Consider the following 23,143-nt stretch of genomic DNA (forward strand, 5'->3'; position numbering starts at 1 on the left):
TACCGTATTTCCCGGAGCCTCCATCCAGTGTCTGACTTGCTGAGCAACGCCGCCTACACAAAACGCTTCGACCTGGTACTCGCCTACATCGACGCCAATCTCGAAGGTGACTTGTCCGTGAAGATGTTGAGCCAAGTCGCGAATTTTTCGGCGTTTCACTTCCATCGACAATTCACCGCGTTCGTGGGCGTGCCTGTTTCACGTTATGTACAACTGATGCGACTACGACGCGCGGCGCATTGCTTGTCTTCCCTCGCGGATTACTCGGTGCTGGACGCCGCTTTCGGTGCGGGTTTCGAAAGCCCCGAAGCATTTTCCAGGGCGTTCAGGCGGGCGTTCGGTAGGACGCCGAGTGCATTCAGGAAGCAACCGAATTGGCAGGTCTGGAGTGCGGTGTTCACCATCCCTCATTTTTCCAGGAGCATCATCATGCAGATACGAATTGTGGAGTTTCGCGAAGTCAGGGTTGCAGCATTAGAGCATTGCGGAGCGCCCGTGCTCATTAATGAGAGCGTGCGTAAATTTATCGAGTGGCGCATGCAGAGCGGACAGTCGCCGGTGGCATCAAGTCGCAGCTTTGGTATTCCTTTCGGCAACCCCGATACGACCCCGGCCGAAGAGTTCCGGTTTGCAATCTGCGGCGAGATTCACGAGGCGGTAGCAGCGAATGAGTTCGGCGTAACCGAGAGGGTTATCCCTGGCGGGCGCTGCGTCGTGGTGCGTCACGTGGGCTCGACGGATCACATCGGCGAATCGATCTATCCGATCTATCGCGACTGGCTCCCTACCAGCGGCGAGGAGCTTCGAGACCAGCCGCTGTTCTTCGATTATCTAAGCATTTATCCCGAGACACCGCAGGATCAATGGCAGACCGATATTTATGTGCCTTTGCAATAGCGGACAGGTCGCTGCTGGTTTGAAACGATCGTCGTTGAGTTCATCGTTGTAAGCTGCCTCTCGCCAAGGGGCAGCTTTTGGCCGAGAGTCGCCTCTGGCCACGTGCAGAAATCAGTCAGTAGTGAACGCTTGGCGCCGGTACCTACGGCCAGATTCGACCCAAAGACGTCCTGACGTATCAGACATAAAACCGTAGGCTCACCTCACAGCCTCAGCCGTAAGGTTTCAAACAGCGCGCGGTCTTCTTTTTTGGCTGAGCGCGCATGGCGCCGAATGACCTGCAACAGACATTCGGTGAAGCAGACCGCCGGATTGCTCAGTGCGCCATTGCGGCGCGTCACGATGCTCAGCTGTCGGGGCTCGAACTGCTCGGTCAGCCCCAGGGATACCACACGCCCCAGAAATGGCGGGGCTGTGCTCACGATGGACGGCCCCCAGGTGCACATGTCGGCCCGCTCGACCATCATCTGCAAAATGGCCAATGAATGAGCACGCACGATTCGAATCTCATCAATCTGCGCGCCGTGTTTCCAGAACAGTTCCTGCATCAGCCCGTCGTGCCCGTCCGGCGCGTAGTTCAGGGTCCAGTTTTCTTCCAGTAACTCGTGGATCGATCGCGCATGCTGTCGGGCGTGACCCTCGCGGACCAGCACCGAGGTCTGGTAATCGAGCAAGGTTTCGCAGGCGAATTCCTGGGTCGATTGTGTGGGATGGAGTTGGCCAATCGCAAAGTCCATGCTGCCGTCGCGCAGCAGCGGTTGGGCAACGGCCATCAGGCTTTCGAACAGTTCCAGCTTGATGTGTGGCATACGTTCGCGAAAAGCCAGCACGACTTCGGGCAGGAAGGTCAGGGCGACCCATGGGGTGATCCCGACGCAGAGCCGGCCTTGAGCCTTGCCACGCATGTGATCAAGCTCGGTCTGTGCGTGCTCCAGTTGCTTGATCACCAGCCGGGCGTGAGTCAGCAGCACTTTGCCGTATTCGGTGAAGTTCAGACCACTGGCGGTTCGGGTAAACAGCGGTAGCTGCTGGCTGGTTTCCAACTCGCGCAGTGCTTTGGTCACAGCGGCCTGGGAAATCTCCAGCGAACGCGCGGCCGCGCGGATACTGCCGGTTTCGGCGCTGGCAATCAGCGCCTGTAATTGATGCAGTTTCATCTGCTCACCCTGGTGACAACTAATGGTTGTCATCATAACCAAACTGCGCCTCCCCAGCCCAGCGTCCGTTCCCTAAGATCGACCCCAACAGCGCTTTCGCTACTGCACAGCCCCTGTCGAAGGAGAACACCCATGAATGCCGGCCTGGTCCTGCCTGGTATTGCCGCGATGCAAGATGAAATGATTGCAATACGTCACAGCATTCACGCGCACCCTGAACTGGGTTTTGAAGAGTTCGCCACCAGTGAGCTGGTGGCAGCGTATTTGACTCAGTGGGGCTTTGAGGTCAGCACCGGGGTGGGCAAGACCGGGGTCGTTGCCACCCTGAAAAATGGCGAAGGTCGGTCCATTGGCTTGCGCGCTGACATGGATGCGTTGCCGATACAGGAAACCTCCGATTTGCCTTATGCCAGCCGGATCGACGGAGTCATGCATGCCTGCGGTCACGACGGTCATACTGCAGTCCTGCTGGCAGCCGGTCAGTACCTGGCCCGGACACGGGCGTTCAATGGCACCGTGCACCTGATTTTCCAACCGGCGGAAGAAGGGCTGGGCGGTGCCAGGAAAATGCTGGAGGAGGGGCTGCTCGAACGGTTTCCGTGTGACGCGATCTTCGCCATGCATAACGTGCCGGGTTATCCCGTCGGGCATTTGGGTTTTTACAGCGGGCCGTTCATGGCGTCTGCCGACACGGTTAACATCAAAATCATCGGCAATGGTGGCCATGGCGCGGTGCCGCACAAAGCCGTCGACCCGGTGGTGGTCGCTGCCTCAATCGTGATGGCCCTGCAAAGCATCGTCTCGCGCAACGTTAACCCGCAGGAGATGGCGATTATCACGGTGGGCTCCCTGCATGCCGGGAGCGCCTCGAATGTCATCCCGTCCAGCGCCGACCTGAGCCTGAGCGTACGCGCCCTGACCCCCGAGATTCGCCACTTGCTGGATGTCAGAATCACTGAATTGGTCAAGGGCCAGGCCGAGAGTTTTGGCGCCCGGGTCCACATCGATTACCAACATTGCCATCCGGTGTTGATCAACGATCCCGAACAGACGGCGTTTGCCCATGAAGTCGCCCGCGACTGGCTGGGAGAGGAACACCTGATCGATGACCTGCGACCGTTTACGGCCAGCGAGGACTTTGCTTTTGTCCTGGAAAAATGCCCCGGCAGCTATCTGGTGATCGGCAACGGCGAGGGAGAAGGCGGGTGCCTGCTGCACAACCCCGGCTACGACTTTAATGACGACTGCCTGCCGGTGGGCGCGAGCTATTGGGTCAAGTTGGTCGAACGTTTTCTGTGTTGAGATGGCGAATTTTCGCCCGTTGTGCCTGTAAAAAACCTGCGGCCTGAAGAGGAATAAAAATGAACAAGATGATTGCAGCCGTTTCCCTGGTGTTCCTGACCACCTCGAGCCTGGCGGGGGCGGCCGACTGGTCTGGCAAAGTGTTGAGGCTGGGGGTGGACCCGACCTATCCACCGCTGGAATACAAGAACCAGGATGGCACGCTGACCGGTTTCGGGGTCGACATCGCCGAGGCGTTGTGCGCCGAACTGAAAGCCCGATGCGTCTGGGTGGAAAGCAGTTGGGACGGGATGATCCCGGGACTGCTGGCGCGCAAGTTCGATGCGGTGGCGTCTTCGATGACTATCACACCCAAACGCCTGGAGCAGATTGCGTTTACCGACAAGGTGTCCAATGCACCGGCACGGTTAGTGGCCAAACGTGGATCGGGATTACAGCCGACCCTCGAATCGCTCAAGGGCAAGCGCATTGGTGTGGAGCAGGGCTCGACCCAGGAATCCTATGCCAAAGCGGTTTGGGGTGCCAAAGGCGTGGACGTTCTTTCCTATCAAAATCAGGATCAGGTGTACGCCGACCTGGTCGTGGGGCGACTTGATGCCTCGTTGCAGGGTTCCATTCAAGCCAGTTACGGCTTCTTGAAAACCGCGGCGGGTAGTGACTATGAATTTGCCGGTGCCACTCTGGATAACCCGGGCTTTTTCGGCGTCGGTGATGGCCTTGGTCTGCGCAAGGACGATGTCGCGTTGCGCGAAGACTTGAACAAAGCCCTGGCAACCATTCTTGCCAACGGTACTTACGCGCGGATCAACAACAAGTACTTCGATTTTGACGTCTACGGCGCCCAGTAACGCGTCGTCGTCAGCTTGAACAGGGCGCTCGTTCGAGCGCTCTACCCCGGGCAGTTACGGAGCCTGCGCAGCCGATTGTCGATGGTGTATCAGCACTTCAATTTGTGGAGCCACATGACTGTGCCGAAAAACATCATCGAGTGCCCGATGCGCGCGGCTATCGGTTCAGCAGCGGTGCCAGGAATGCACACATGCCGCGCCAGTGCGAACCTTCCCAGTAAACCCGTTGGCAGGCGTTGCAGCGCAGGAAGTGCGAATAGAGGACGCCAATGCGTGGCGGTACCAGCGGCCGAGCCAGTTCCGGACTGATCTCGTGCAGCGGCAGGTTGCAATGAAGGCACAGGCTGAATGGCCGCGCGCTACGCGCCAGGTCGAGGCGCTCGTACAATTCGCGCAGCTGCAGCGACGGTTTCAGGGCATGCACGTAACAGCCGTGGCTGATGATCCGCCGCTTGAGCAGTTCGCGGTCACGGGTCAGCACGATGCGTCCTTGCTGCGCAGCGATCTCGGCGATCTCGCTATCCTCGAAACCATTGTCGTAGAGCGTGTCGAAGCCACTCATGCGCAGCAGGCTGGCCAGCCCGCCAAGGTGCGCATCAGCGACGAAGCGCAGCACCCGTAAAGGTTGCGCACGAACCTTGAGCAGCGGGCTGATGTCCAGCGTTTCGAACTTGGGATACACCGCCAGCCGGTCATTGTCGAGGATCACCCGCTCGAAGCCCGCCGACTCGCCGTTGAGCAGCACCAGCTCGACCTCGGTGTGCGGTACTCCGAGCGCCTCGATCATGTGCTTGACCGTCGCCCCTTGCGCGCACTCGCAGGTGAAGGACTGCCGCCGACGTTCGGCCGGCAGGAAATCGTTGAGCTCCTCATAGAAGCGGAAAGTTGCACGGGTCATGCTCAACAGTATGGCAGGGCTGCGGGATGTGCGAGTCTGGTCCGGACATCACCCCTCTCTCTTGGGGGTGATCGACTTACCTGCTTATCACGATTCAGCCACTACAAAGCTTGTTACAGGGCACCCGAAATCATTCCCGAAAAAGTCGTCTCTACCGGACCGGTCAGGACGACAGATCCCACGCCATCCCATTGAACCGTTACAGTGCCGCCATCACATTCAACCTCAACGGAATTGTCTAACAAGCCGCGACGAATTCCGTTTACAGCAGCGCCACAAGAGCAGGAACCTGAACCAAGCGGAATCGCTCCCCAGCGCTCCCAAATGCGCAAACGAATGTGCTTTCGGTCAATGATCTGGACGAAATGCACGTTCGTCCTGAGGGGAAAAAGAGGGTTGGTTTCTATGGTCGGTCCGATTGTCGCTATGTCCACAGCTGTAAGATCATCCACAAAATAGGTGCAGTGTGGATTTCCCATGCTGCAAGCTGATGGGCTACCCGCAAGTGGCAAACCTACAGTATCCATTTCCAGAGCCAGAGGAATAACCGACCAGTCGAAAAGTGGTACTCCCATGTCGACGGAAATTGCGCCGGTTGAGGTCCGTTCGCAAGTGAGCAGGCCCCGGTTGGTTCGCAGCGTTATCGACTTGGTATTTGATTCGCGCATCAACAAATCCGCGGCACCCCGCGTCGCGCTGCCACAAACGTCCAGCGCGGAGCCATCTGCATTCCAGAACATCAAGCGCGCATCTGCAGCATCGTCATCGAGCACCACCGCGAGTTGATTGAACCCGACTCCCCGGTTCCGGTCACCCATGCGCCGAGCCATGCCGTCTGTCATTGGATTGGATGAGTTACGCGAGTCCACGATAACGAAGTCATCGCCATTGGCGTGCATTTTATGAAACCTCAGCGGCATGAATTGACCCTGGCGATGAGAAATTGGATGAGTTGATGTTTAAAGTCGATCTATCCCCATTCGCATGGTTTTTGCAAGCTGTGTGGAAGCGTGGGTCACCGCTCCTCAAAAGTCTTGATTTAGGTTGACTGACTTCCTCAGGGCGTGAAGCTGACTATGCCAAGGCAAACTCCGATTGGGAGTTGTATTCCACATAGGAATGCAGTTAATAAAATTAATGAATTTTTATTATCGCCGTATATGACATAGCTTGATTCAAGGACATGGAGAACCGCCTTGAAATCATCACCTCTCAACTCAGCTGAAAAATTTGATACCACACGGGCCAATGAATACGGACGACAGAGCCGTATCGCATTAGCAGGATATGACGCCTGCCACGATCTTGTTGCGTGCATGCTGGCGGCAAGCCTCGGCAATACAAATTCGGCGAAGATACTGGTAGTTGGCGCTGGCGGCACGGCGCAGGAAATTATTGCGATGGCAACGCTGGAGCCCGGTTGGCGCTTCACTGCCGTTGATCCATCCGAGCCAATGCTGGAGGCAGCGAAGCAGCAGTTAGAGGCAAACAACTTGCGTGAAAGAACGGACATGCATCTTGGGCATGTTGAAGACCTGGCAGCAGACCAATCATATGACGCAGCTACCTTGATCGGTGTACTGCATCATCTCGATGGAAATGATGCCAAACGACAAGTTTTACGATCCATTCGGGCTCATCTAAAGCCGGGCGCGCCGCTGATTGTCGCGGGGAATCAGTACGCTTATGCCAGCCAACCGCTATTGCTTGCTGCTTGGGGGCAACGGTGGCGACAGCATGGAGCCAGCCTGGATGAAGTGAAGGTCAAGCTGGGGAAAATCCTCCAAGGCGCTGACCCTCCACATTCTGAGGCGGCGGTTCAAAAACTGTTACACGACGCCGGATTCGGGGACGCTACCCGTTTCTTCAGCAGCCTGTTCTGGAGTGCTTGGTTGACGTGCAAAATGGTTTGAACCTGGACGCGACAGGCCGCTTCTGGCCGATTTCTAGTTGTCATCCAGGGTAGCAATCAACTGTGTATTCAACCTGTCGAGATTCTGCTGCGCGTCATGTGTATGAGGGCCGATCGGCCGTTTCCCAAAGAAGGTCGCTCCTCAATGGCATAAGGCACAAACCCGAGCTTGGGGTAGAGCAGCAGCCCTGCCGTGTTTTCGTTGAAACAGGAAATCTGCACCTCGCGGGCGTCGTAACGCTCGAATGCCAAGTCGGTCATCGTCTCTACGATAAATGTCGCCACTCCTTCGCCCCGAGCGCTCGGCGAGACGATGACATTGCCGATACAGCAAACGCCATTGCGTTGCGCTCGATAGAAATTGGCAAACCCAACGACAGTCCCATTGATTTCCACGACGGTAGAGTCGAAGCGTTGGGAGATCGCGGTAATCAACTGCGTTTCCGTTAGCGGGAAGTGCGCCTTCGGAAACATGAAAAACAACTCTTGAGCGTTCTGAGGAAAGCCGCAGATCATTTTAACGTCGCTAGCCTTCACTGGCCTGTGGTTCAGTTTCATTGCTCGTCTCTAAGCTCCATGAATCAGTACTTTAGCTGAGTCCCAAGGCTGGCGCAGGGTGATGGAGAGCAATGGCATGTGCGCAAATGGCCGATCGGTGCCTCCCACGACCGACGGAAGTCGACCCACAACGGACGGTCAGCGATTACCGGCTTCATGAGCGAGTTACAGCTGGTCTGTCGACGGAAGGGATGGCAAACAGATGCTCGGCAGCAAAGTCCACGAATACGCGGATCTTCGGTGAAAGATGGCGACTGGACGGCCACAACGCCCAGAACTGCCCTTGATCTTCGCTGTGACCGTCGAGCACCGTTTCCAGGTGCCCCTGGGCGATAGCTTCGCGGGCCAGGAAGTCCGGGACAAATGCGATACCGTGCCCATCCACCACGGCCATCAGCATGGCTTCCATGTTGTTCAATGTCAGGGCGGTTGGCAGGCGTAACTGCGTGAACTGGGGGGCCGAAGACATACTCCAGTCCATTATTTTACCCGTCGTGACAAATCGGTAACGCAAGCACTCGTGATGCTCCAGGTCACTGATAGTGACGGGCCGTCCCTTACGCTGCAAATAGTCAGGCGATGCGCACAGGACAAACTTAAAAGGCCCCAGCTTGCGGGCCATCAGCTTGGAGTCGGCCTGGCCGCCGCTGCGAATCACTACGTCAAAGCCTTCATCGATCACATCTACCAACTGGTCGTTGAAGTCCAGTTCCAGCTCAATCTCCGGATAGGTTTTGCGGAACCGCGCCATATGGGGCAAGAGAAAGCGATAACCGATGGTGGGCAAGCTGACGCGTAACTTTCCACGGGGTTCCTGTGTGGCATGGGAAAGCATGGCCCGGGCATCTTGAAGATCGTCGAGGATCTTTCGGCAGCGTTCATAAAACAACTGTCCCTCCGCAGTCAGGCTGACTTTGCGGGTGCTGCGGTGCAATAACCGCACATTCAGCGAAGCCTCAAGTTTGGCGACGTTTTTGCCCACGGCCGAGGCAGAAATCCCCAACGCCCTGGCGGCGCTGATGAAACTGAGCGCCTCGGCGGTTTTTACGAATGAGATCACCCCACTAAGACTGTCCACAACTCAATTACATCCTTTTGGTTCGCTATAAGTGGAATAAAAGCCCGTTTATCTTCGATTGTATCCTAACTAGAGTGTACGAACGATCGCGCGCCTCGGCCTGGACAGCACGGATACTTCATAGATATGCAGGGAATCACCTAATGAACTCAGCTACCGAACCGCTGCCGGCCCATGGTCGGCACTCCATCTTGGCTGCAATTTGCCTGGCCGCCTTGGTATTACCCATGAGTTTTACCGGCGGGGCAGTGGCTACGCCGTTCATTGGTCAAACCTTTGATGCCCATCCCACGGAACTGGCCTGGATCACCAATGCCTTCATGCTTAGCTTCGGCAGCCTGCTGATGGCAGCCGGCACCCTCGCTGACCTCTACGGACGCAAGCGACTGTTCATGTGCGGCATGGCGTTGTTTGCACTGGTGTCGATCCTGTTGGCGGCGGTCCCCGATATTTTCTGGCTGGACCTGTTGCGCGGCGTGCAGGGCATTGCCGCGGCGGCAGCCCTGGCCAGCGGTTCGGCGGCACTGGCGCAGGAATTTGATGGGCATGCCAGAACTCGTGCTTTCAGCCTTCTGGGCACCACTTTCGGGGTTGGCCTGGCCTTCGGGCCGTTGTTATCGGGGTTACTGATCGAGTACTTGGGCTGGCGCGCAATTTTCCTTTTCACGGCCCTGCTCGCCATCCTTTCCTTGATATTTGCCCTGCCGAAAATGCGCGAAAGCCGCGACCCGCAAGCACAGCGTCTGGATACGCCCGGCGTGCTGATGTTTTCCGGCCTGTTGATCACGTTTACCACGGCGGTGATCCTGGCACCTGAGCAAGGCTGGGGTTCGCCGGTCATCCATGCACTACTTGGAACGTCGGCGGTCTTTTTGCTGCTGTTTATCATTGTTGAGAATCGGGCAAAACATCCGATGCTGGAACTGGGGCTATTTCTGTTTCCGCGCTTTGTCGGTGTACAGATCCTGCCGATCGGCACCTGCTATTGCTACATCGTCTTGATCGTATTGCTGCCGTTTCGGTTTATCGGCGTAGAAGGGGCCAGTGCCTTTGAAGCGGGGCTGATGATGTTGGCACTCTCTGCCCCGATGCTGATTGTCCCGATCATTGCCGCGTCGCTAACTCGCTGGTTGTCGGCGGGCGTACTCTGCGCAATCGGCTTCGTGATCGCAGCGGCCGGGCTCTACTGGCTGAGTACGATCCCGGTCGTTACGCACGCGCAGATCATCGCGGCCATGCTGGTGAGCGGTATCGGTACAGGCCTGCCCTGGGGCTTGATGGATGGTTTGTCGATCAGCGTGATCCCCAAGGAACGGGCGGGGATGGCCGCCGGTATTTTCAACACGACGCGGGTGGCCAGCGAGGGTGTCGCCCTGGCGATCACTGTTGCGGTGCTGACGGCCCTGGTTGCACACCATCTGAGCATCAGTATCTCGGTCAAACTGTCCGCCGTTGACTATTCAACTATCGCGCAACGCCTGGTGATGGGTGATATCCAGCACGCGAGCACCGACGCCAGCCAAATCCCGCTGACGATACTGCGCTCGGCCTATACCGCCGGGTTCAACACCTTGTTGCAACTGCTGGCGATGTTCACGCTGTTCACAGCCGCCGTGGTCTTTCTATTCCTGGGACGTCAAAGCGAGATTTGCATCGGCGCCGAATCCACGCCCGATGTCGCCCGTCTCTCATCGGGTACCTGAAAGGCGCTTTGGAGCCATGCCTGATGTCGCCCAACACACACTTCACGCCGCTGATTCTAGCGGGCATTGGCCGATTACTGTCTGTCACGAAGGGCTGAAAACGACCCAGGCTGTGTGAAAACGTTTTGGCGCAGGTTTTACAGTCAGGACTGGAACGAAAATCGCGTTCCTACGCAAATTTCCGGTCTGCTGGTTCAACCAAACGCTGGCAGATTTTACGTAGCAACGCAGACTTCAAAACGGTGTAAGCGTTTTCACACAGCCTGGACCCATAGCCGTCGTTGGCCGATCACCTCAGTGCTTCGTTATTCTCCATCCGTATCGTTCGAATTGAACCCTTGGGAGCCTTCGATTATTTCGTAGTCGTGAAACGGTACGCCTGTTCTTGCAGGCTCGTTTTGATTAATGCGGCCAATTGTTGGGTGGCTGGTGTTGGGTCGTCGCCATCGCTGTGAAGCACATAGCCGAGGCTTGCCACGGGGGGTAAGCCAGAAACTACGGTGAGATGGCTCGGCAGCCCGATGCGGGTTCGCAGCGTCAGGCCCAATCCGGCGGCGACGGCCGCCCAGATACCACCGATGCTGGGGCTGGTTAGGGCGATCCGCCAAGGTATTTGCGCGGCATCCAGCGCCTGGGTGGCGGCGTTGCGCAATACGCAAGGCGCGTCGAACATGATCAATGGCAACTGTGAGTCATCAAGGGCCGTCAGCAATGGCGTATCGCGGGCCCCGATCCAGTGCATCTGTGTTTCGCCCAGACGCGTAGCATAGGGCGACATGTGCCCGGTGTCCCAAGTCAAGGCCAGGTCCAGATCGGCGCTTTCGACCAGAGCAAGCAGTTCGGCGTTACGGGCGATCCTGACTTCGAGATTCACCTTCGGGTAATTCTGGACGAAGCGTCGCAGGATATCGCTCAGGAAATGTTCCCCAAAGTCCTCTTGAAGCCCGAGGCGTATGGTCCCGGCGGTTTGGCTTTCATGCAGGGTCTGGAAAATGCTGTCGTTCAGCTCCAGCAACCGGCGGGCATGGCTGAGCAGTGTTTCTCCCGTGGGGGTCAAGACCAGTCCGCGACCGGATTTAGCCAGTACCGGCGTACCGACCTGCTCCTCGAGTTTCTTCAATTGAGCGCTTATGGCAGAGGTTGACCGACCGAGACGATTCGCTGCTTTGGCAAAACTGTTGAACTCCACGCCGGTGACGAAGGTGTGCAATACGTCGAGATCGAAGGTTGGGCGGCGCATTCAATAGTCCACTAATTCGGGATGATTGGTGCTATTAAATCTGATATTTGGAATTATCGCGATTTGATAGTTTTCTCCCGTCAATTGGGACATCAGGGGGGGAAACATCATGAGTGCATCGATTGTCACGGGGCGAGAACACCAGAGCAACTACCTGCAGAAGTTCACCGGGCTGACCGACAACGTATTGTTTGGAGACATGTGGACGCGTACGCAATTGAAGCCCCGTGAACGCAGTCTGGCGACGGTGGCCGCGCTGGTGGCGATGTACCGTCTGGAGCAACTGCCGTTTCATTTGCAACGTGCTTTGGATAACGGCTTGAGTGTCGACGAACTGGCCGAAGTCATCACCCACCTGGCGTTTTATTCCGGTTGGCCGACGGCTGCCTCGGCACTGAATCTGCTCAGAGAACTACAGACTTGCCTTCCAAAACGTCAGGAGTAATTTTTGATGCCGTTTGCACGAATTTCACTGCACCGCGGGAAGTCGGTAGAGTATTTACAGGCATTGTCTGAGGGATTGCACGACGCCTTGGTCGAGAGCTTCGAAGTGCCGAAGACTGATCGCTTCCAGGCCATTCATCAACATGAGCTCGGCGAGCTGATATTTGATCCCCACTACTTGGGCGGGCCGCGTAGCCATGACTTTGTGCTAATCGCGATTACAGCAGGCCGTCCTCGAAGTGTTGAGACCAAACAACGTTTTTACTGCGACCTGGTCGAGAAACTGGGGCGGGCGACGGGACTGAACGCGGAGGATGTCATGGTGGTGATCAGCACTACGGCCGGCGATGAGTGGTCGTTTGGAGGAGGGCGGGGCAACTAGCCTTCGGGTTTGTACAGCGCCTGTATCCCATAAGCGCGGGCCGTCTGTGTCTATCGGCGCCATCGCCAGATTGATACGGTCTGCATTTATTGTATTTGGATGAGGCAACCATGGATCTTACTGCAATCCCGTTCGGTACCACCGATTGGTCAATGATAGAGCCGGTGGCGCATGCCGGTCAGACAGGCACAGCCTATTGGCGTACCTGCCAGTTTGGTTCAACGCGTGTGCGGATGGTCGAGTACAGCCCTGGATATTTGGCCGATCATTGGTGCTGGAGGGGGCACATTCTGTTGTGCCTGGAGGGTCAGTTGCATACTGAACTGGAGGATGGTCGTCAGTTCTCACTGTCGCCGGGCATGAGTTATCAGGTGGGCAATAATGCTGAGGGACATCGATCATTCACCACCACCGGGGCGAAGTTGTTCATTGTGGATTAGTCGTGGGGGCGGACCTGCATAACGCGCCCACCCAATTCGTTTGTGGCCAATGCGGCCACAATATGGGGTCCGAAGTATACGTGTGCGAATGACTGCTTCTGGCCGATTCTGTTGAAAAAGTCGGCCATGGTTTGCGTATCAGAAAAGTACGCGTCCAAGGTTGAAATCTTTACTTTTGGCAGAGTCTTCCAGACTCGGATTTCACGTGGCAGCGTGCAAAAAAGACGTTATCACCAGTCAATGATCAGGCAGTTTGGGCAGAGCGACTTTTTCAACAGAATTGGCCGTTCTCTGCCGGTCGCGAAAGGCAGAAAACGACCCACGGCGGACAATCCGGACACTAGAGTCAGGTGTCGGATTGATGAGCCGCCCAGTGTTTCATCTCTTCTGCAATGAAGTGGTTCACCAGGTCACTGTACATCTTCTCGATTGCATCCGGGCTCAGGCCCTCGGCCTCGGCCCACTCGCGTCGTGTCGCCAACATGGCCTTGAAACGCTCCGGAGCACGCACCGAAGTCGCTGAGGTCTTGTACTTCGAGGCCGCCAGTACGTAGTGAAAACGCTTGCCCAACAGTTTGATAACAACCTGATCAAGGGCATCGATTTCGCGTCGGATATCCTCCATGCCTGCACACTCTTCGGGCTGCAACTGATTGATGACGTCCATGTAGTTGACTCCGTTTGCTGAAAGTTCGTGGGCCCTTGGAAGAAGTATCGGCGCGCTGTCTTCCACGAGCGATACAGCCTGAATACCATAAAATCCGCTGCCTTATCGATTGACGTGGTTTAAAGAGTTCGCCGATCTGCCTTAGCCAAAAAAACACGCATGGCGAAATTTTGATACTACACGTCGAGTTGGGGGGAGCGACGAAGCGCTGACGACGATTATTGTTTTCGCACAAAAGCAGGAAACAATAATCATGCTGCCGTTGATCAAAAGAATAGACAGTCACGTTCATTTTTATACATCGCAAGACCTGCGCCGAGTGGCCGGTTCGCTGCCCTATGCATTACCTGAACCGCATCCGCTGACGACTTATCTGGACACATTGATCGATGCCGGAATTGCTCCGACGCTCCTCAATAATGTCCATTTAAGTATTCTGCCGGATTCAGAAAACGTATTTGCTTCATTTGACGAACTCAAGCATCTCCAGGCGGCCAACCCTCAGCGCTATGGGGACGTCAAACTGGTGGGGACGATCAAGGCAGAACCGGCTTACGCCACACAAGAACGTCTCTCGCACCCGCAGGTGGTTGGCGCCCGGATCGTTCTGCACGATGCACGGCCGGAAACGGTTTCCGATACGCAATTCAGCGATGGGCAGTGGTCGGCGTTTTATGGTCGCTTGTTACCGCGCCAGCATCTGCACATTTACGCGAAAGAAGCCGAGACGAATCTGCGTGTATTGCGCCAGATCCCTCGCAATGTGCGGGTCATCATCGATCACCTGGGCACTTGTCACAGCGAGCGTGACATCACTGAGCCGGCTTACATCGCGCTGCTCACCGAAGCCAGAGAACGGGGCAACGTGTGGTTCAAGGGCCCTGGTTATCGCACCTCTGTTCACCCCGAGGAAACCGCTCGTTTCGTGACGCAAATTGTTTGCGCAGTCGGCGCGGACAAGATTCTTCTGGAAGCAACGGATGCACCTCATGTTGGAACTGACAACAAGGGAGTTCCGTATTCCAACCTTTTCAATCCGGGCACGGCTTTCAACTTTGTCGATGCCGTTGCACTGCATGTTTCCAAAGAAACCCGAATTCCTGTTGGCCAACTTCTGCGAGGAGCATCTGGCCAATGGGTAAGTTGATCTACGCCCACGCTCCCACTTCGAGATAACCAGCAATGACGAACATTACAACAAAAGACATCAACTTCACCGTCAAGTACGGCGATGAAACCCTGAGCCTCAAAGGCACGGTATTTCAGCCAGAACAACTCGACGCTGCGGCGCAAAAACTGCCACCGGTCATCTTCAACTCCGGCTTCACCGGCGGGGTCACGATGTACGGCCAGTTGTTCGGGCGCGCCCTGGCAGCCCGTGGTTATCGCGTCATGACCTACGATGTGGCAGGCTTTTTTTCCAACAAGCACATCCGTAACACCATCGAGTCAGGTGACAAGATCATCACCAACGTCATCCTCGAAGACCAGAAGGATGAAGTGCTCGGTGCCGTTGAATGGGCGCGCGAGAATTTCGGCGAGATGCCGGTGGTCGCGTCGTGGGCGATGGGCTCGGTGGCAAGCCTCGGTGCGGTGGCTGAACTGGCCGCGGCCGGCGGTGAACAGATCCGCTTCTGGGTGCCGATGAGCTACACCAACATCCGTAAACTGCAAGCCTTGCGCGCTGATCAGGCTGCGGCTGACGCGGCCATCGAGCAACTCGCGGATGACGCGCCGATCCCTCCGTTCGACACCGGCACTGATGCAACCCGTCTTGGTTATTACCCGCTGGATCCTGAAACCCAAGCCTATGTCGATCAGCAACTGGGCGGCTACACCGAAGCGGGCGGTGCGGACCGTTGGCCGGGCTGCACCTGCGTGACGGCAAAGTCCTACAAGTCCTATGTGGCCTATGACCCGGAGCAGTCCATTGAAGGTGCAAAAGGTTTCCCGCCAGCGCTGATCATCCATGGCGCCGACAATACCTTGCACATGCCGTCGGAGTCTGTGCGTCTGCACCAGAACTATCCGGGCGATGCCGGCCCGCACGCGCTGATCATTTCGCACATGCAGCATGGCCAGCAGAATCAGGTCGACAGCCCTGTGTTCAAGTCGATGATCCAGAGCATCGACGAAGCCATCCGCGCGCGCGGCTGATCCGCTCGCCATTGTCCTGCGAGACCTCGGGTGCCGAAGTCTCGCAGCGATTCAATCTGGCTGAATGCGTGCCCAACCCCTAACATGGCGTGTCCAAAGCCACTTCCCCGGTGTGGCCTGAGCTGTTCACTCGAACGGCTGGAACTACCATGAAAGGATCTGGCGATGACAGCCCCCAGTGAATCGGCGACGTCTGTGAATAGCAGCACAACCAAGCGAATCGGGCTGCTCATTCTTCCTCAGTTCTCCATGATGGCCCTGGCGGGTGCCAGCGAGCCTTTGCGCGCGGCCAATCGGCTGTCCGGCAAAACGCTTTATGAGTGGACCCTGCTCACGGAGTCGGGCGGACCGGTCAGTTCCAGCAGCGGTATCGAAATCCAGACCGTGCCGGTTGATCAGGCGCCGGAGCTGGATCGCGTTTTTGTCCTGGCGAGCCTGGACATCGAACATCAGAAACCACCAAAAATGCTGCGCTTCCTGCAGCGCGCAGCGTTCCGCGGGATTACCGTCGGCGCATTGAGCACTGGTACGTTCATCCTTGCACGCGCCGGCTTGCTGGAAGGCAAGCGCTGCACCCTGCACTGGGAGTCCATTGGCCAGTTTTCGGAAGAATTCCCCTCGATCGAAGTCACCAGGGAGCTTTACGTCAACCATGGCAACCGCTGGACGTGCGCCGGGGGGACGGCGGCCATCGATCTCATGCTGGCACAAATCGCGCTTGATTTCGGTACCCAGCTCGCGGCGAGCATCGCCGAGCAATTTCTGCATGCCAGGATAAGAGCGCCGGAAGAGCATCAGCGGATGTCGATTCAGTGGCGGTTCGGCATTCACGATCGCAGGCTGACAGCCGCCATCGCCTTCATGGAGAACAATCTGGAGAACATCGTCGGCATCGAAGAGATCGCCGACCGTTGCAATCTGTCCCATCGTCAACTCGAACGGCTTTGGCATCAGCACTTCGGCATGACGCCGAAGAAGTTCTATCTGGAGCTCAGGCTGAACGAAGCACGCCGGTTGCTGCGTGAAAGCACCCAGCCCATTGCGTCCATTGCCTACAGCTGTGGGTTCGTCTCAGCGTCACATCTGGGGGCTGCTTACCGTCGTGTCTGGGGATGTACGCCCGGTGAAGAGCGGCGGAAATTTGATGATGCTCACTCCTGATTTCAGTTACTGGGCGCATGGGTCAACAAACGCCAATCCCCTGAAAAGCCTCTGAACCAATCCTCTCTGTAAAATCCCATAGCTAGCTAATGACTCACCCCGACAGGCGGTGCGCTCTGGCAAGCCTTGTCATTTGGCGATCCCGCATACTGGCGTCTGCAATCGACCCTGCACTTTGCGTTGCGCATTGGCTTGCCGCGTGACGTCGGTTTTTTGATAGAAATCGTCGAACTCGAAGCTCAGAGCACCTGCAGTAGCGCGGTAATGTTTCCTACAGATCCGGCGTTCAATTCCAGATGCACGACCGATAAAAACAACAATGACGTACAGAAGGCATAACACATGGAAACCTTGAGTTTCATTCTGGAAAACGGCGGGCTGATCAGTCTGCTACTCGGGCAGCACCTGCTCATCGTGGCGGTTGCGGTGGGTCTGGCGATTCTGACCGGCGTGCCTGTCGGGATCGCGATCTCCCAGCACCCCAGAACGCGCCGTTGGGTCCTGGCGTTCGCCGCGGTCCTGATGACCATTCCTTCCGCCGCGCTGTTCGGGCTGATGATTCCGGCCCTGTCGCTGATCGGCTACGGGATCGGCGTCGTACCAGCGGTCATTGCGCTGTTCCTCTACTCCCAATTGCCCATCATCCGCAACACCACCACAGCGATCTCCAACATCGATCCGGCCTTGCGCGAAGCAGCGATCGGGATGGGCATGTCGACCTGGCAACGACTGCGCAAGGTTGAACTGCCGATTGCGGTCCCGCTGATCATGGCGGGCGTGAGGATGGCGACCGTCATCAACATCGGCATCGCAGCCATCGCGGCCTACATCGGCGCCGGCGGCCTGGGCAGCCTCATCATTCGCGGCATCGCGCAATCGGATACCCGACAGTTGTTGGCCGGCGCGATTGTCATCAGTGTCATCGCCATTGCGGCCGATTACGCGTTGTACGGCTTGCAGCGCCTGCTGACGCCAAAAGGCCTGAACAAGAACAAAGTGGCCACCGGCCGAATGAAGGAAGCTACGACGTGATCCAGATCGAAAACCTCAACAAGCAATTCGGCTCAATCACTGCAGTAGAAGATGTCTCATTCAATGTTGAAGAGGGGCAGATCTGCGTACTGCTTGGGCCGTCGGGCTGTGGCAAGACCACGACGCTGAAAATGATCAACCGACTGATCACGCCTACCTCCGGCACGATCAGAATTGGAGGTCGCGATACGTCCGAACTGGACAGCGTCACCCTCAAACGCTCCATCGGCTATGTGATCCAGCAAGTCGGCCTGTTCCCGAACATGACCGTTGAGGAAAACATCTGCGTCGTTCCCAATCTGTTGGGGTGGGACAAAACCAAAAGCCGAAAGCGCGCCGCGGAGTTGCTGGAAGTGGTCGCGCTGGATCCGTCGAAATTTCTCAAGCGCTATCCGTGTGAGCTTTCCGGTGGTCAACAGCAACGCGTCGGCGTGGCTCGGGCCCTGGCAGCGGATCCGCCGGTGATGCTGATGGACGAGCCCTTTGGCGCGATCGACCCGATCAACCGGGAAGTGATCCAGGACGAATTCATGCGCATCCAGCGCCTGGTCAACAAGACCGTGCTGTTTGTCAGTCATGACATCGATGAAGCGGTGAAGATGGCGGACTGCGTTGCGCTGTTCCATAACGGAAAAATCCAGCAGTTCGGCAGCTCGGATGATCTGCTGGCCCGGCCCAACAGCGAGTTCGTGGCGAACTTCATGGGCGGCGACCGGATCATGAAGCGCCTGCGTCTGCTGCGCGCGTCTGACGTGGCCAGCAAGGTCCCGCCACGGGAACACATGCAGATCGTGGGCGGCAACAGCGCTGTCGTTTCGCAATCGCACCTGATCGTCAAGCCTGGGGACGACCTGCGCCAGGTGCTTTCGCAATTGCTGGGTCGTGGCCAGGACTGGGCGCTTTGCAATGACAGCGACGGACGTTTTATCGGCTATGTCCACCAGGCCGACATTCTGGCGCGACTGGTTGAAAACATTACTCCGGTGGTGCACTGACAATGTCTGACTTACTGATCGGATTGTGGAAAGGGCTGCAATTTTACTGGGGCGATATCAGCTACCTGACGGTCCAGCATCTGCAGATCGTGGCAGTCAGTGGGGTGCTGGCGCTGGTCATCGCGCTGCCGTTGGGCGTCTGGATGAGCCGTCCGGCGAACCAGCGTTACGCCATGGCCAGCATGCAGGTCCTTAACGTAGGGCAGGCGATCCCCAAGCTTGCGTTGCTGGCATTGGCCATGAGTTTCATTGGTGTCGGCAGCGGCGCGGCCATCATCGGCTTGTTTGTCGCGACGTTGTTGCCCGTGGCAGTCAATACCTACGAAGGCTTGCGTGCGGTGCCGCAGCACTTGGTCGAAGCGGCCGAGGCCATGGGCATGACGCCTCGGGAAACGCTGTGGAAAGTTGAAATTCCGAACGCGATGAACGTGATTTTCGCCGGCATCCGCACGGCGCTGGCGATCAACGTCGGGACCGCGCCGCTGGCTTTCCTGGTCGGTGGCGGCGGGCTGGGTGAGTTGATCTTTACCGGGATCGACTTGAACGACTTCGGCATGATGCTGGCCGGCGCCGCGGCGACCGCGTTGTTGGCGATTGCGGTCGATCTGGGCTGCGGCTTGATTCAAAACATTGCAGTGTCACGGGGCTTGAGGTTGGCCGGGCGCGAATGAATCTGAAGACCATAGACAAAAATCAATAATATGAGGTGCACGATGATTTATCGAATGCTGGCCAGTCTGATCTTTACCCTGAGTCTTGTTTGCGGTGTTGTGGGCAGTGCTTCTGCCAACAGCACGATTGTGGTCGGCGGCAAGAAGTTTACCGAGCAGCAATTGGTTGCCGAGATGACCGCTCAACTCCTGCGCGCCAATGGCTACAGTGTCGATAAGCGCCCGGACTTGGGTTCTTCCGTATTGCGCGCGGCGCAAGAGAACGGTCAGGTCGATGTGTATTGGGAATACACCGGCACTTCGCTGATTACTTACAATAAAGTCACGGACAAGCTCAACGCCGACGAAACGTACAAGAAAATCAGCGAGCTGGATGCGCAGAAAGGCATCACCTGGCTGAACCCTTCCAAGGCCAACAACACCTACGCTTTTGCCATGCGCAAGGAAGAGGCCGAGAAGGATGGAATCGCCTCGATCAGCGATCTTGCGAAAAAGGTCGCAACAGGCAAGTCCTATAAATTTGCCTCCAACGCTGAGTTCTTTTCCCGCCCCGATGGCCTGCGTCCTCTGCAAGAGACCTACAAGTTTGAGTTTGAGCGCAAGAACATCGTCCGCATGGACGGCGGGCTGACCTATCAGGCGCTTAGGGACGGGCAGGTCGATCTGGCCTTGGTCCTGTCGACGGATGGGCGAATTCCGGCCTTCGGCTTTGTGGTGCTGCAAGACGATAAAGGCTTCTTCCCCAGCTACGCGCTGACCCCGGTAATTCGCACTGAAGTGTTCAAAGAGAATCCGAAGATCGGCGAGTTGCTCAACGCCCTGTCGTCCAGGCTGGATGACGACACCATCGCAGGCCTAAATTCCCGGGTCGATGTCGGCCGTGAATCCATCGAGAGCGTGTCCAGGGAATTTCTGCAAAAGAATCAATTGCTGTAGGAGCTGCCGAAGGCTGCGATCTTTGACGTTGCCTTCAGAACCTACCAGGGCCGGCGGAATAACCCCGGCCCTTTTTTTCCTGCCTCCCATTCATTCCCTTGCATCCACATCAGGTGCGAGCCGGTTTCGTTCGCCTGTACCCACTCGGAGAATAACAATGCAGTTGAATAAAAAGTTCGTGGCGTGCACGTTTTTGCTAATGGCAGCAAGTGCTCAGGCGGATGACAGTATCGAACGCATGACCCTCGCCGACATGCGTCATGCGTTGGACAACGGGACTCTCAGTTCCGAACATTTGGTGCAGCACTATCTGGATAACATTCAGGCGAACAATCACCAGGGCCAGAACATCAATGCGCTGGTGACCATCAATGAACAGGCGATCGATCAGGCCCGCAAGTGGGATGCTGAGCGGGCGAAAAATCCCACTGCCAGGTACGCACCGCTGGCCGGTATTCCGTTCGTGGTGAAGGACAACTTTGACACCGCCGGTATGGTCACCTCCGGGGGTTCCTTTGTACTGCGTTCGTCGGTGCCCAGCCAGGATGCCTTCACCGTCAAGAAGCTGATCGACGGGCAAGCCATTGTGCTCGGCAAAGCCAACCTGTCGGAACTGGCCGCGTCCTTTGGCTGGTTTGGCTACAGCTCGTTTGGCGGGCAGACGCTGAACCCGCGGAACACCAAGCGCGATGCATCCGGCTCCAGCAGCGGTTCTGCCGCCTCGGTGGCGGCGGCGTTCGCACCTTTCGCATTGGGGTCGGATACGAGCGGCTCGATCCGCGCGCCGGCCAGCGTCACCGGTACGGTGGGTTTTCGACCTTCGCTGGGGTTGATCAGTCGTAGCGGCGTCATTCCGCTGTCGCTTGCGTTCGATACCGCAGGCGTCATTACCAACAGCGTGCTGGATCAGGCCATCGTGCTCGATGTGATCAAGGGCCAGGACAAAAGCGACGCGGCGACCTTCGACCTTGCTGCAGACAAAATACAGTTCGAACCGGCACTGAGCCATACCTCACTGCAAGGCAAGACCATTGGCGTAGTCAGTAATTTCAAGGGGGCGAACCCGGAAGTGGATGCGGTCTTTAAAGCTGCGCAGGAAACGCTCGTCAAGCGCGGTGCGCAGGTCGTCTCCATCGAATTGCCAAAAACCTTTGAAACCCTGTGGAGCGACGTGCTCGGCCCTGTGGGGGACAGCGAATTCAAGCCGCAATTCGAACGCTACCTCGCCACCCTCAATCCGGGCCAACCGCGAACGCTTGCGCAGTTTCTCGACCTGGCCAAACAAAATCAGGCGCAAAACGCTGCGCATGGGATGAACCCGGCACGCCTGGCGGGACTGGAAGCGGTAGCGAATGCCACAAGCGCCGATTCGCCGCAGTACATCTCCATTCTTTCCCGGAAGATTCCACAGCTGCGCGCGCAGCTGATGGGCATCATGAAGCAGAACAAAGTCGACAGCCTGTTCTTCGCGACCATCAACTGCCCGGCTTCGGTGGTGCACGGTGTGAGCGATGACAGTTACGTGTGCAAGTCCGGCGATACCTACGCGTCGTCGTACATTGCCTCGGCCACGGGATTTCCCGAGATCACCGTTCCGGCAGGCATCATCGAGGGCAACCTGCCGGTGGGTGTTTCGTTCCTGGGCGGCTACGGCGAAGACGCCAAGGTGGTGGGTTTCGGCTATGCGTTCCTTGGGCGGTAACCGTCAGATCTGTTCCAGCAACCAGGTGCGAAACGCGACGAGTGAAGGCAGCATTTCGTTGCGCGGCGGATAGGCCAGGTAGTAACTGCGCTGGCTGGCGAAGGGCTGATCGAGGCTGATCAGTTCGTTGTTGGCCAACTCGTCGGCCACCAGGATCCGTGGCACCAGACCGATGCCGATGCCGGCCCTGACGGCCTGGATCAAGTGCGAGGTGAGTTCGAAACTCGGCCCCAGGCGCATCATCCGATGGGGCAGGCCGTGGTGGCTGAACCACTCGCCCCAGACGTTGGCATTGCTCGCGACGTTGAGCAGCGTCTGGCCAGCAATGCGGTCAGGGGTCCAGGCGACATGGATTTCGGCTGCTTCTGGCGAAATGATCACCATCAGTTCTTCGGTGTGCAGGCGATGGCTGATCAGGCCCGGCAGGTTGGCGCTGCCGACCATGATCGCGGCATCGATCCCGCTGGTTTCAAAGTCGATGGCATCGATCCGGGAATTGATGTGCACCAGCATGCCGGGATGGGTTTTGTAGAAGTCATGCAGGCGCGGCAATAACCACTTCGAGCCGAAGGTCGGCAAGGTGGCCAGGCGCAACGTGCCGCTGCCGGATTGATAAGCCATGGCCTGCAACGTGGCGCTGCGGATGCGTCCGAGCGCTTCGCTCATTTCCCGCTGATAAAGACGACCGACATCGGTCAATTGCACTTGCCGGCCTTCACGGCGGAACAGCGTCAGGCCCAGTTGTTGCTCCAGCGCCTGGACTTGCCGGCTCACGGCGCTTTGGGTCAGTGACAGTTCCATCGCGGCGCGGGTATAGCTTTCATGGCGCGCGGCGGCTTCAAAGGCCAGCAGCAACGACATCGAAGGGGTGAGGTGACGGTAATTCATTCGTAAAAGTCATCGATAGCGGCAGGATTATCCGTTTGTCCGGTGCCAGAGCCTGCAGGATCATTGGCATGGCCG

The 23,143-nt window shown here is 57.2% G+C and carries 24 protein-coding genes and 1 pseudogene; 17 read left to right on the forward strand and 8 right to left on the reverse strand.

What is annotated here, in order from left to right; translation table 11 throughout:
- Window positions 1-27 precede the first annotated feature (27 nt).
- The gene (locus C8K63_RS27390; protein WP_108219530.1) at window positions 28-897 is read left to right on the forward strand and encodes a GyrI-like domain-containing protein; all 870 of its coding nucleotides are present in this window, start codon (window positions 28-30) and stop codon (window positions 895-897) included.
- Between the two features lie 203 nt (window positions 898-1,100).
- Here C8K63_RS27390 and C8K63_RS27395 read toward each other — a convergent pair whose 3' ends face one another.
- Window positions 1,101-2,090, reverse strand: coding sequence for a LysR substrate-binding domain-containing protein (locus tag C8K63_RS27395; protein WP_371920815.1), 990 nt, complete (start codon window positions 2,088-2,090; stop codon window positions 1,101-1,103).
- A gap of 96 nt (window positions 2,091-2,186) precedes the next feature.
- Here C8K63_RS27395 and C8K63_RS27400 point away from each other — a divergent pair, with 96 nt between their 5' ends.
- From C8K63_RS27400 to C8K63_RS31050, 3 genes and pseudogenes are all read left to right on the forward strand, one after another.
- A complete protein-coding gene (locus C8K63_RS27400; RefSeq protein ID WP_108219532.1) occupies window positions 2,187-3,356 on the forward strand; it encodes a M20 aminoacylase family protein in 1,170 nt (389 codons plus the stop codon).
- 68 nt (window positions 3,357-3,424) lie between these two features.
- Complete coding sequence (locus tag C8K63_RS27405) at window positions 3,425-4,204, forward strand: ABC transporter substrate-binding protein (RefSeq protein ID WP_371920817.1); 780 nt, start codon at window positions 3,425-3,427, stop codon at window positions 4,202-4,204.
- A 42-nt stretch (window positions 4,205-4,246) separates the two neighbouring features.
- A pseudogene (locus C8K63_RS31050) lies at window positions 4,247-4,354 on the forward strand (histidine/lysine/arginine/ornithine ABC transporter ATP-binding protein); the annotation flags it as partial.
- 7 nt (window positions 4,355-4,361) lie between these two features.
- Here the strand turns inward: C8K63_RS31050 and C8K63_RS27415 are convergent.
- Window positions 4,362-5,102 carry a Mut7-C RNAse domain-containing protein gene (locus tag C8K63_RS27415; protein ID WP_108219534.1) on the reverse strand — a complete coding sequence of 247 codons (741 nt, stop codon included), beginning with the start codon at window positions 5,100-5,102 and terminating at the stop codon, window positions 4,362-4,364.
- A gap of 113 nt (window positions 5,103-5,215) precedes the next feature.
- Window positions 5,216-6,022: a diaminopimelate epimerase gene (gene dapF, locus C8K63_RS27420; protein ID WP_108219535.1), complete on the reverse strand. Its 807-nt coding sequence runs from the start codon at window positions 6,020-6,022 to the stop codon at window positions 5,216-5,218.
- 276 nt (window positions 6,023-6,298) lie between these two features.
- Here dapF and C8K63_RS27425 point away from each other — a divergent pair, with 276 nt between their 5' ends.
- Window positions 6,299-7,015, forward strand: a complete 717-nt coding sequence (locus C8K63_RS27425) for a class I SAM-dependent methyltransferase (RefSeq protein WP_108219536.1) — start codon at window positions 6,299-6,301, stop codon at window positions 7,013-7,015.
- A 68-nt stretch (window positions 7,016-7,083) separates the two neighbouring features.
- Here the strand turns inward: C8K63_RS27425 and C8K63_RS27430 are convergent, their stop codons facing one another.
- The gene (locus C8K63_RS27430) at window positions 7,084-7,572 is read right to left on the reverse strand and encodes a GNAT family N-acetyltransferase (RefSeq protein WP_108219537.1); all 489 of its coding nucleotides are present in this window, start codon (window positions 7,570-7,572) and stop codon (window positions 7,084-7,086) included.
- 154 nt (window positions 7,573-7,726) lie between these two features.
- Window positions 7,727-8,650: a LysR family transcriptional regulator gene (locus tag C8K63_RS27435; RefSeq protein ID WP_108219538.1), complete on the reverse strand. Its 924-nt coding sequence runs from the start codon at window positions 8,648-8,650 to the stop codon at window positions 7,727-7,729.
- Between the two features lie 143 nt (window positions 8,651-8,793).
- Here C8K63_RS27435 and C8K63_RS27440 point away from each other — a divergent pair, with 143 nt between their 5' ends.
- Window positions 8,794-10,353: an MFS transporter gene (locus C8K63_RS27440; RefSeq protein ID WP_108219539.1), complete on the forward strand. Its 1,560-nt coding sequence runs from the start codon at window positions 8,794-8,796 to the stop codon at window positions 10,351-10,353.
- A 352-nt stretch (window positions 10,354-10,705) separates the two neighbouring features.
- On the opposite strand, the gene C8K63_RS27445 is transcribed toward C8K63_RS27440, so the two are convergent.
- On the reverse strand, window positions 10,706-11,593 hold the full coding sequence (locus C8K63_RS27445) for a LysR substrate-binding domain-containing protein (protein ID WP_108219540.1): 888 nt from the start codon (window positions 11,591-11,593) through the stop codon (window positions 10,706-10,708).
- 109 nt (window positions 11,594-11,702) lie between these two features.
- On the opposite strand from C8K63_RS27445, the gene C8K63_RS27450 reads away from it, so the two are divergent.
- From C8K63_RS27450 to C8K63_RS27460, 3 genes are all read left to right on the forward strand, one after another.
- Window positions 11,703-12,038 (forward strand): carboxymuconolactone decarboxylase family protein, encoded by a 336-nt coding sequence (locus C8K63_RS27450; RefSeq protein WP_108219541.1) that lies wholly within the window; start codon window positions 11,703-11,705, stop codon window positions 12,036-12,038.
- Window positions 12,039-12,044: 6 nt separating this feature from the next.
- On the forward strand, window positions 12,045-12,419 hold the full coding sequence (locus C8K63_RS27455) for a tautomerase family protein (RefSeq protein WP_108219542.1): 375 nt from the start codon (window positions 12,045-12,047) through the stop codon (window positions 12,417-12,419).
- A 110-nt stretch (window positions 12,420-12,529) separates the two neighbouring features.
- On the forward strand, window positions 12,530-12,859 hold the full coding sequence (locus C8K63_RS27460) for a DHCW motif cupin fold protein (RefSeq protein ID WP_108219543.1): 330 nt from the start codon (window positions 12,530-12,532) through the stop codon (window positions 12,857-12,859).
- A gap of 346 nt (window positions 12,860-13,205) precedes the next feature.
- On the opposite strand, the gene C8K63_RS27470 is transcribed toward C8K63_RS27460, so the two are convergent.
- Complete coding sequence (locus C8K63_RS27470) at window positions 13,206-13,526, reverse strand: isochorismate lyase (protein WP_108219545.1); 321 nt, start codon at window positions 13,524-13,526, stop codon at window positions 13,206-13,208.
- Window positions 13,527-13,779: 253 nt separating this feature from the next.
- Here C8K63_RS27470 and C8K63_RS27475 point away from each other — a divergent pair, with 253 nt between their 5' ends.
- The 8 genes from C8K63_RS27475 to C8K63_RS27510 all read left to right on the forward strand — a co-directional run bounded on the left by C8K63_RS27475 (window position 13,780) and on the right by C8K63_RS27510 (window position 22,180).
- Complete coding sequence (locus C8K63_RS27475; RefSeq protein WP_108219546.1) at window positions 13,780-14,673, forward strand: amidohydrolase family protein; 894 nt, start codon at window positions 13,780-13,782, stop codon at window positions 14,671-14,673.
- 35 nt (window positions 14,674-14,708) lie between these two features.
- Complete coding sequence (locus C8K63_RS27480) at window positions 14,709-15,683, forward strand: alpha/beta fold hydrolase (RefSeq protein ID WP_108219547.1); 975 nt, start codon at window positions 14,709-14,711, stop codon at window positions 15,681-15,683.
- 165 nt (window positions 15,684-15,848) lie between these two features.
- Window positions 15,849-16,844, forward strand: a complete 996-nt coding sequence (locus C8K63_RS27485; RefSeq protein WP_108219548.1) for a GlxA family transcriptional regulator — start codon at window positions 15,849-15,851, stop codon at window positions 16,842-16,844.
- Window positions 16,845-17,186: 342 nt separating this feature from the next.
- The gene (locus tag C8K63_RS27490) at window positions 17,187-17,876 is read left to right on the forward strand and encodes an ABC transporter permease (protein WP_108219549.1); all 690 of its coding nucleotides are present in this window, start codon (window positions 17,187-17,189) and stop codon (window positions 17,874-17,876) included.
- Window positions 17,873-18,871, forward strand: a complete 999-nt coding sequence (locus C8K63_RS27495; RefSeq protein WP_108219550.1) for an ABC transporter ATP-binding protein — start codon at window positions 17,873-17,875, stop codon at window positions 18,869-18,871. The genes C8K63_RS27490 and C8K63_RS27495 overlap by 4 nt, the downstream gene beginning before the upstream one ends.
- 2 nt (window positions 18,872-18,873) lie before the next feature.
- Window positions 18,874-19,542 carry an ABC transporter permease gene (locus C8K63_RS27500; RefSeq protein ID WP_108219551.1) on the forward strand — a complete coding sequence of 223 codons (669 nt, stop codon included), beginning with the start codon at window positions 18,874-18,876 and terminating at the stop codon, window positions 19,540-19,542.
- A gap of 42 nt (window positions 19,543-19,584) precedes the next feature.
- Window positions 19,585-20,478, forward strand: coding sequence for a glycine betaine ABC transporter substrate-binding protein (locus C8K63_RS27505; RefSeq protein WP_108219552.1), 894 nt, complete (start codon window positions 19,585-19,587; stop codon window positions 20,476-20,478).
- A 157-nt stretch (window positions 20,479-20,635) separates the two neighbouring features.
- The gene (locus tag C8K63_RS27510; protein WP_108219553.1) at window positions 20,636-22,180 is read left to right on the forward strand and encodes an amidase family protein; all 1,545 of its coding nucleotides are present in this window, start codon (window positions 20,636-20,638) and stop codon (window positions 22,178-22,180) included.
- Between the two features lie 3 nt (window positions 22,181-22,183).
- Here the strand turns inward: C8K63_RS27510 and C8K63_RS27515 are convergent, their stop codons facing one another.
- Window positions 22,184-23,068: a LysR substrate-binding domain-containing protein gene (locus C8K63_RS27515; protein WP_108219554.1), complete on the reverse strand. Its 885-nt coding sequence runs from the start codon at window positions 23,066-23,068 to the stop codon at window positions 22,184-22,186.
- Window positions 23,069-23,143 lie beyond the last annotated feature (75 nt).

This window comes from Pseudomonas sp. GV085 (assembly GCF_003050925.1).
Lineage (GTDB): Bacteria > Pseudomonadota > Gammaproteobacteria > Pseudomonadales > Pseudomonadaceae > Aquipseudomonas.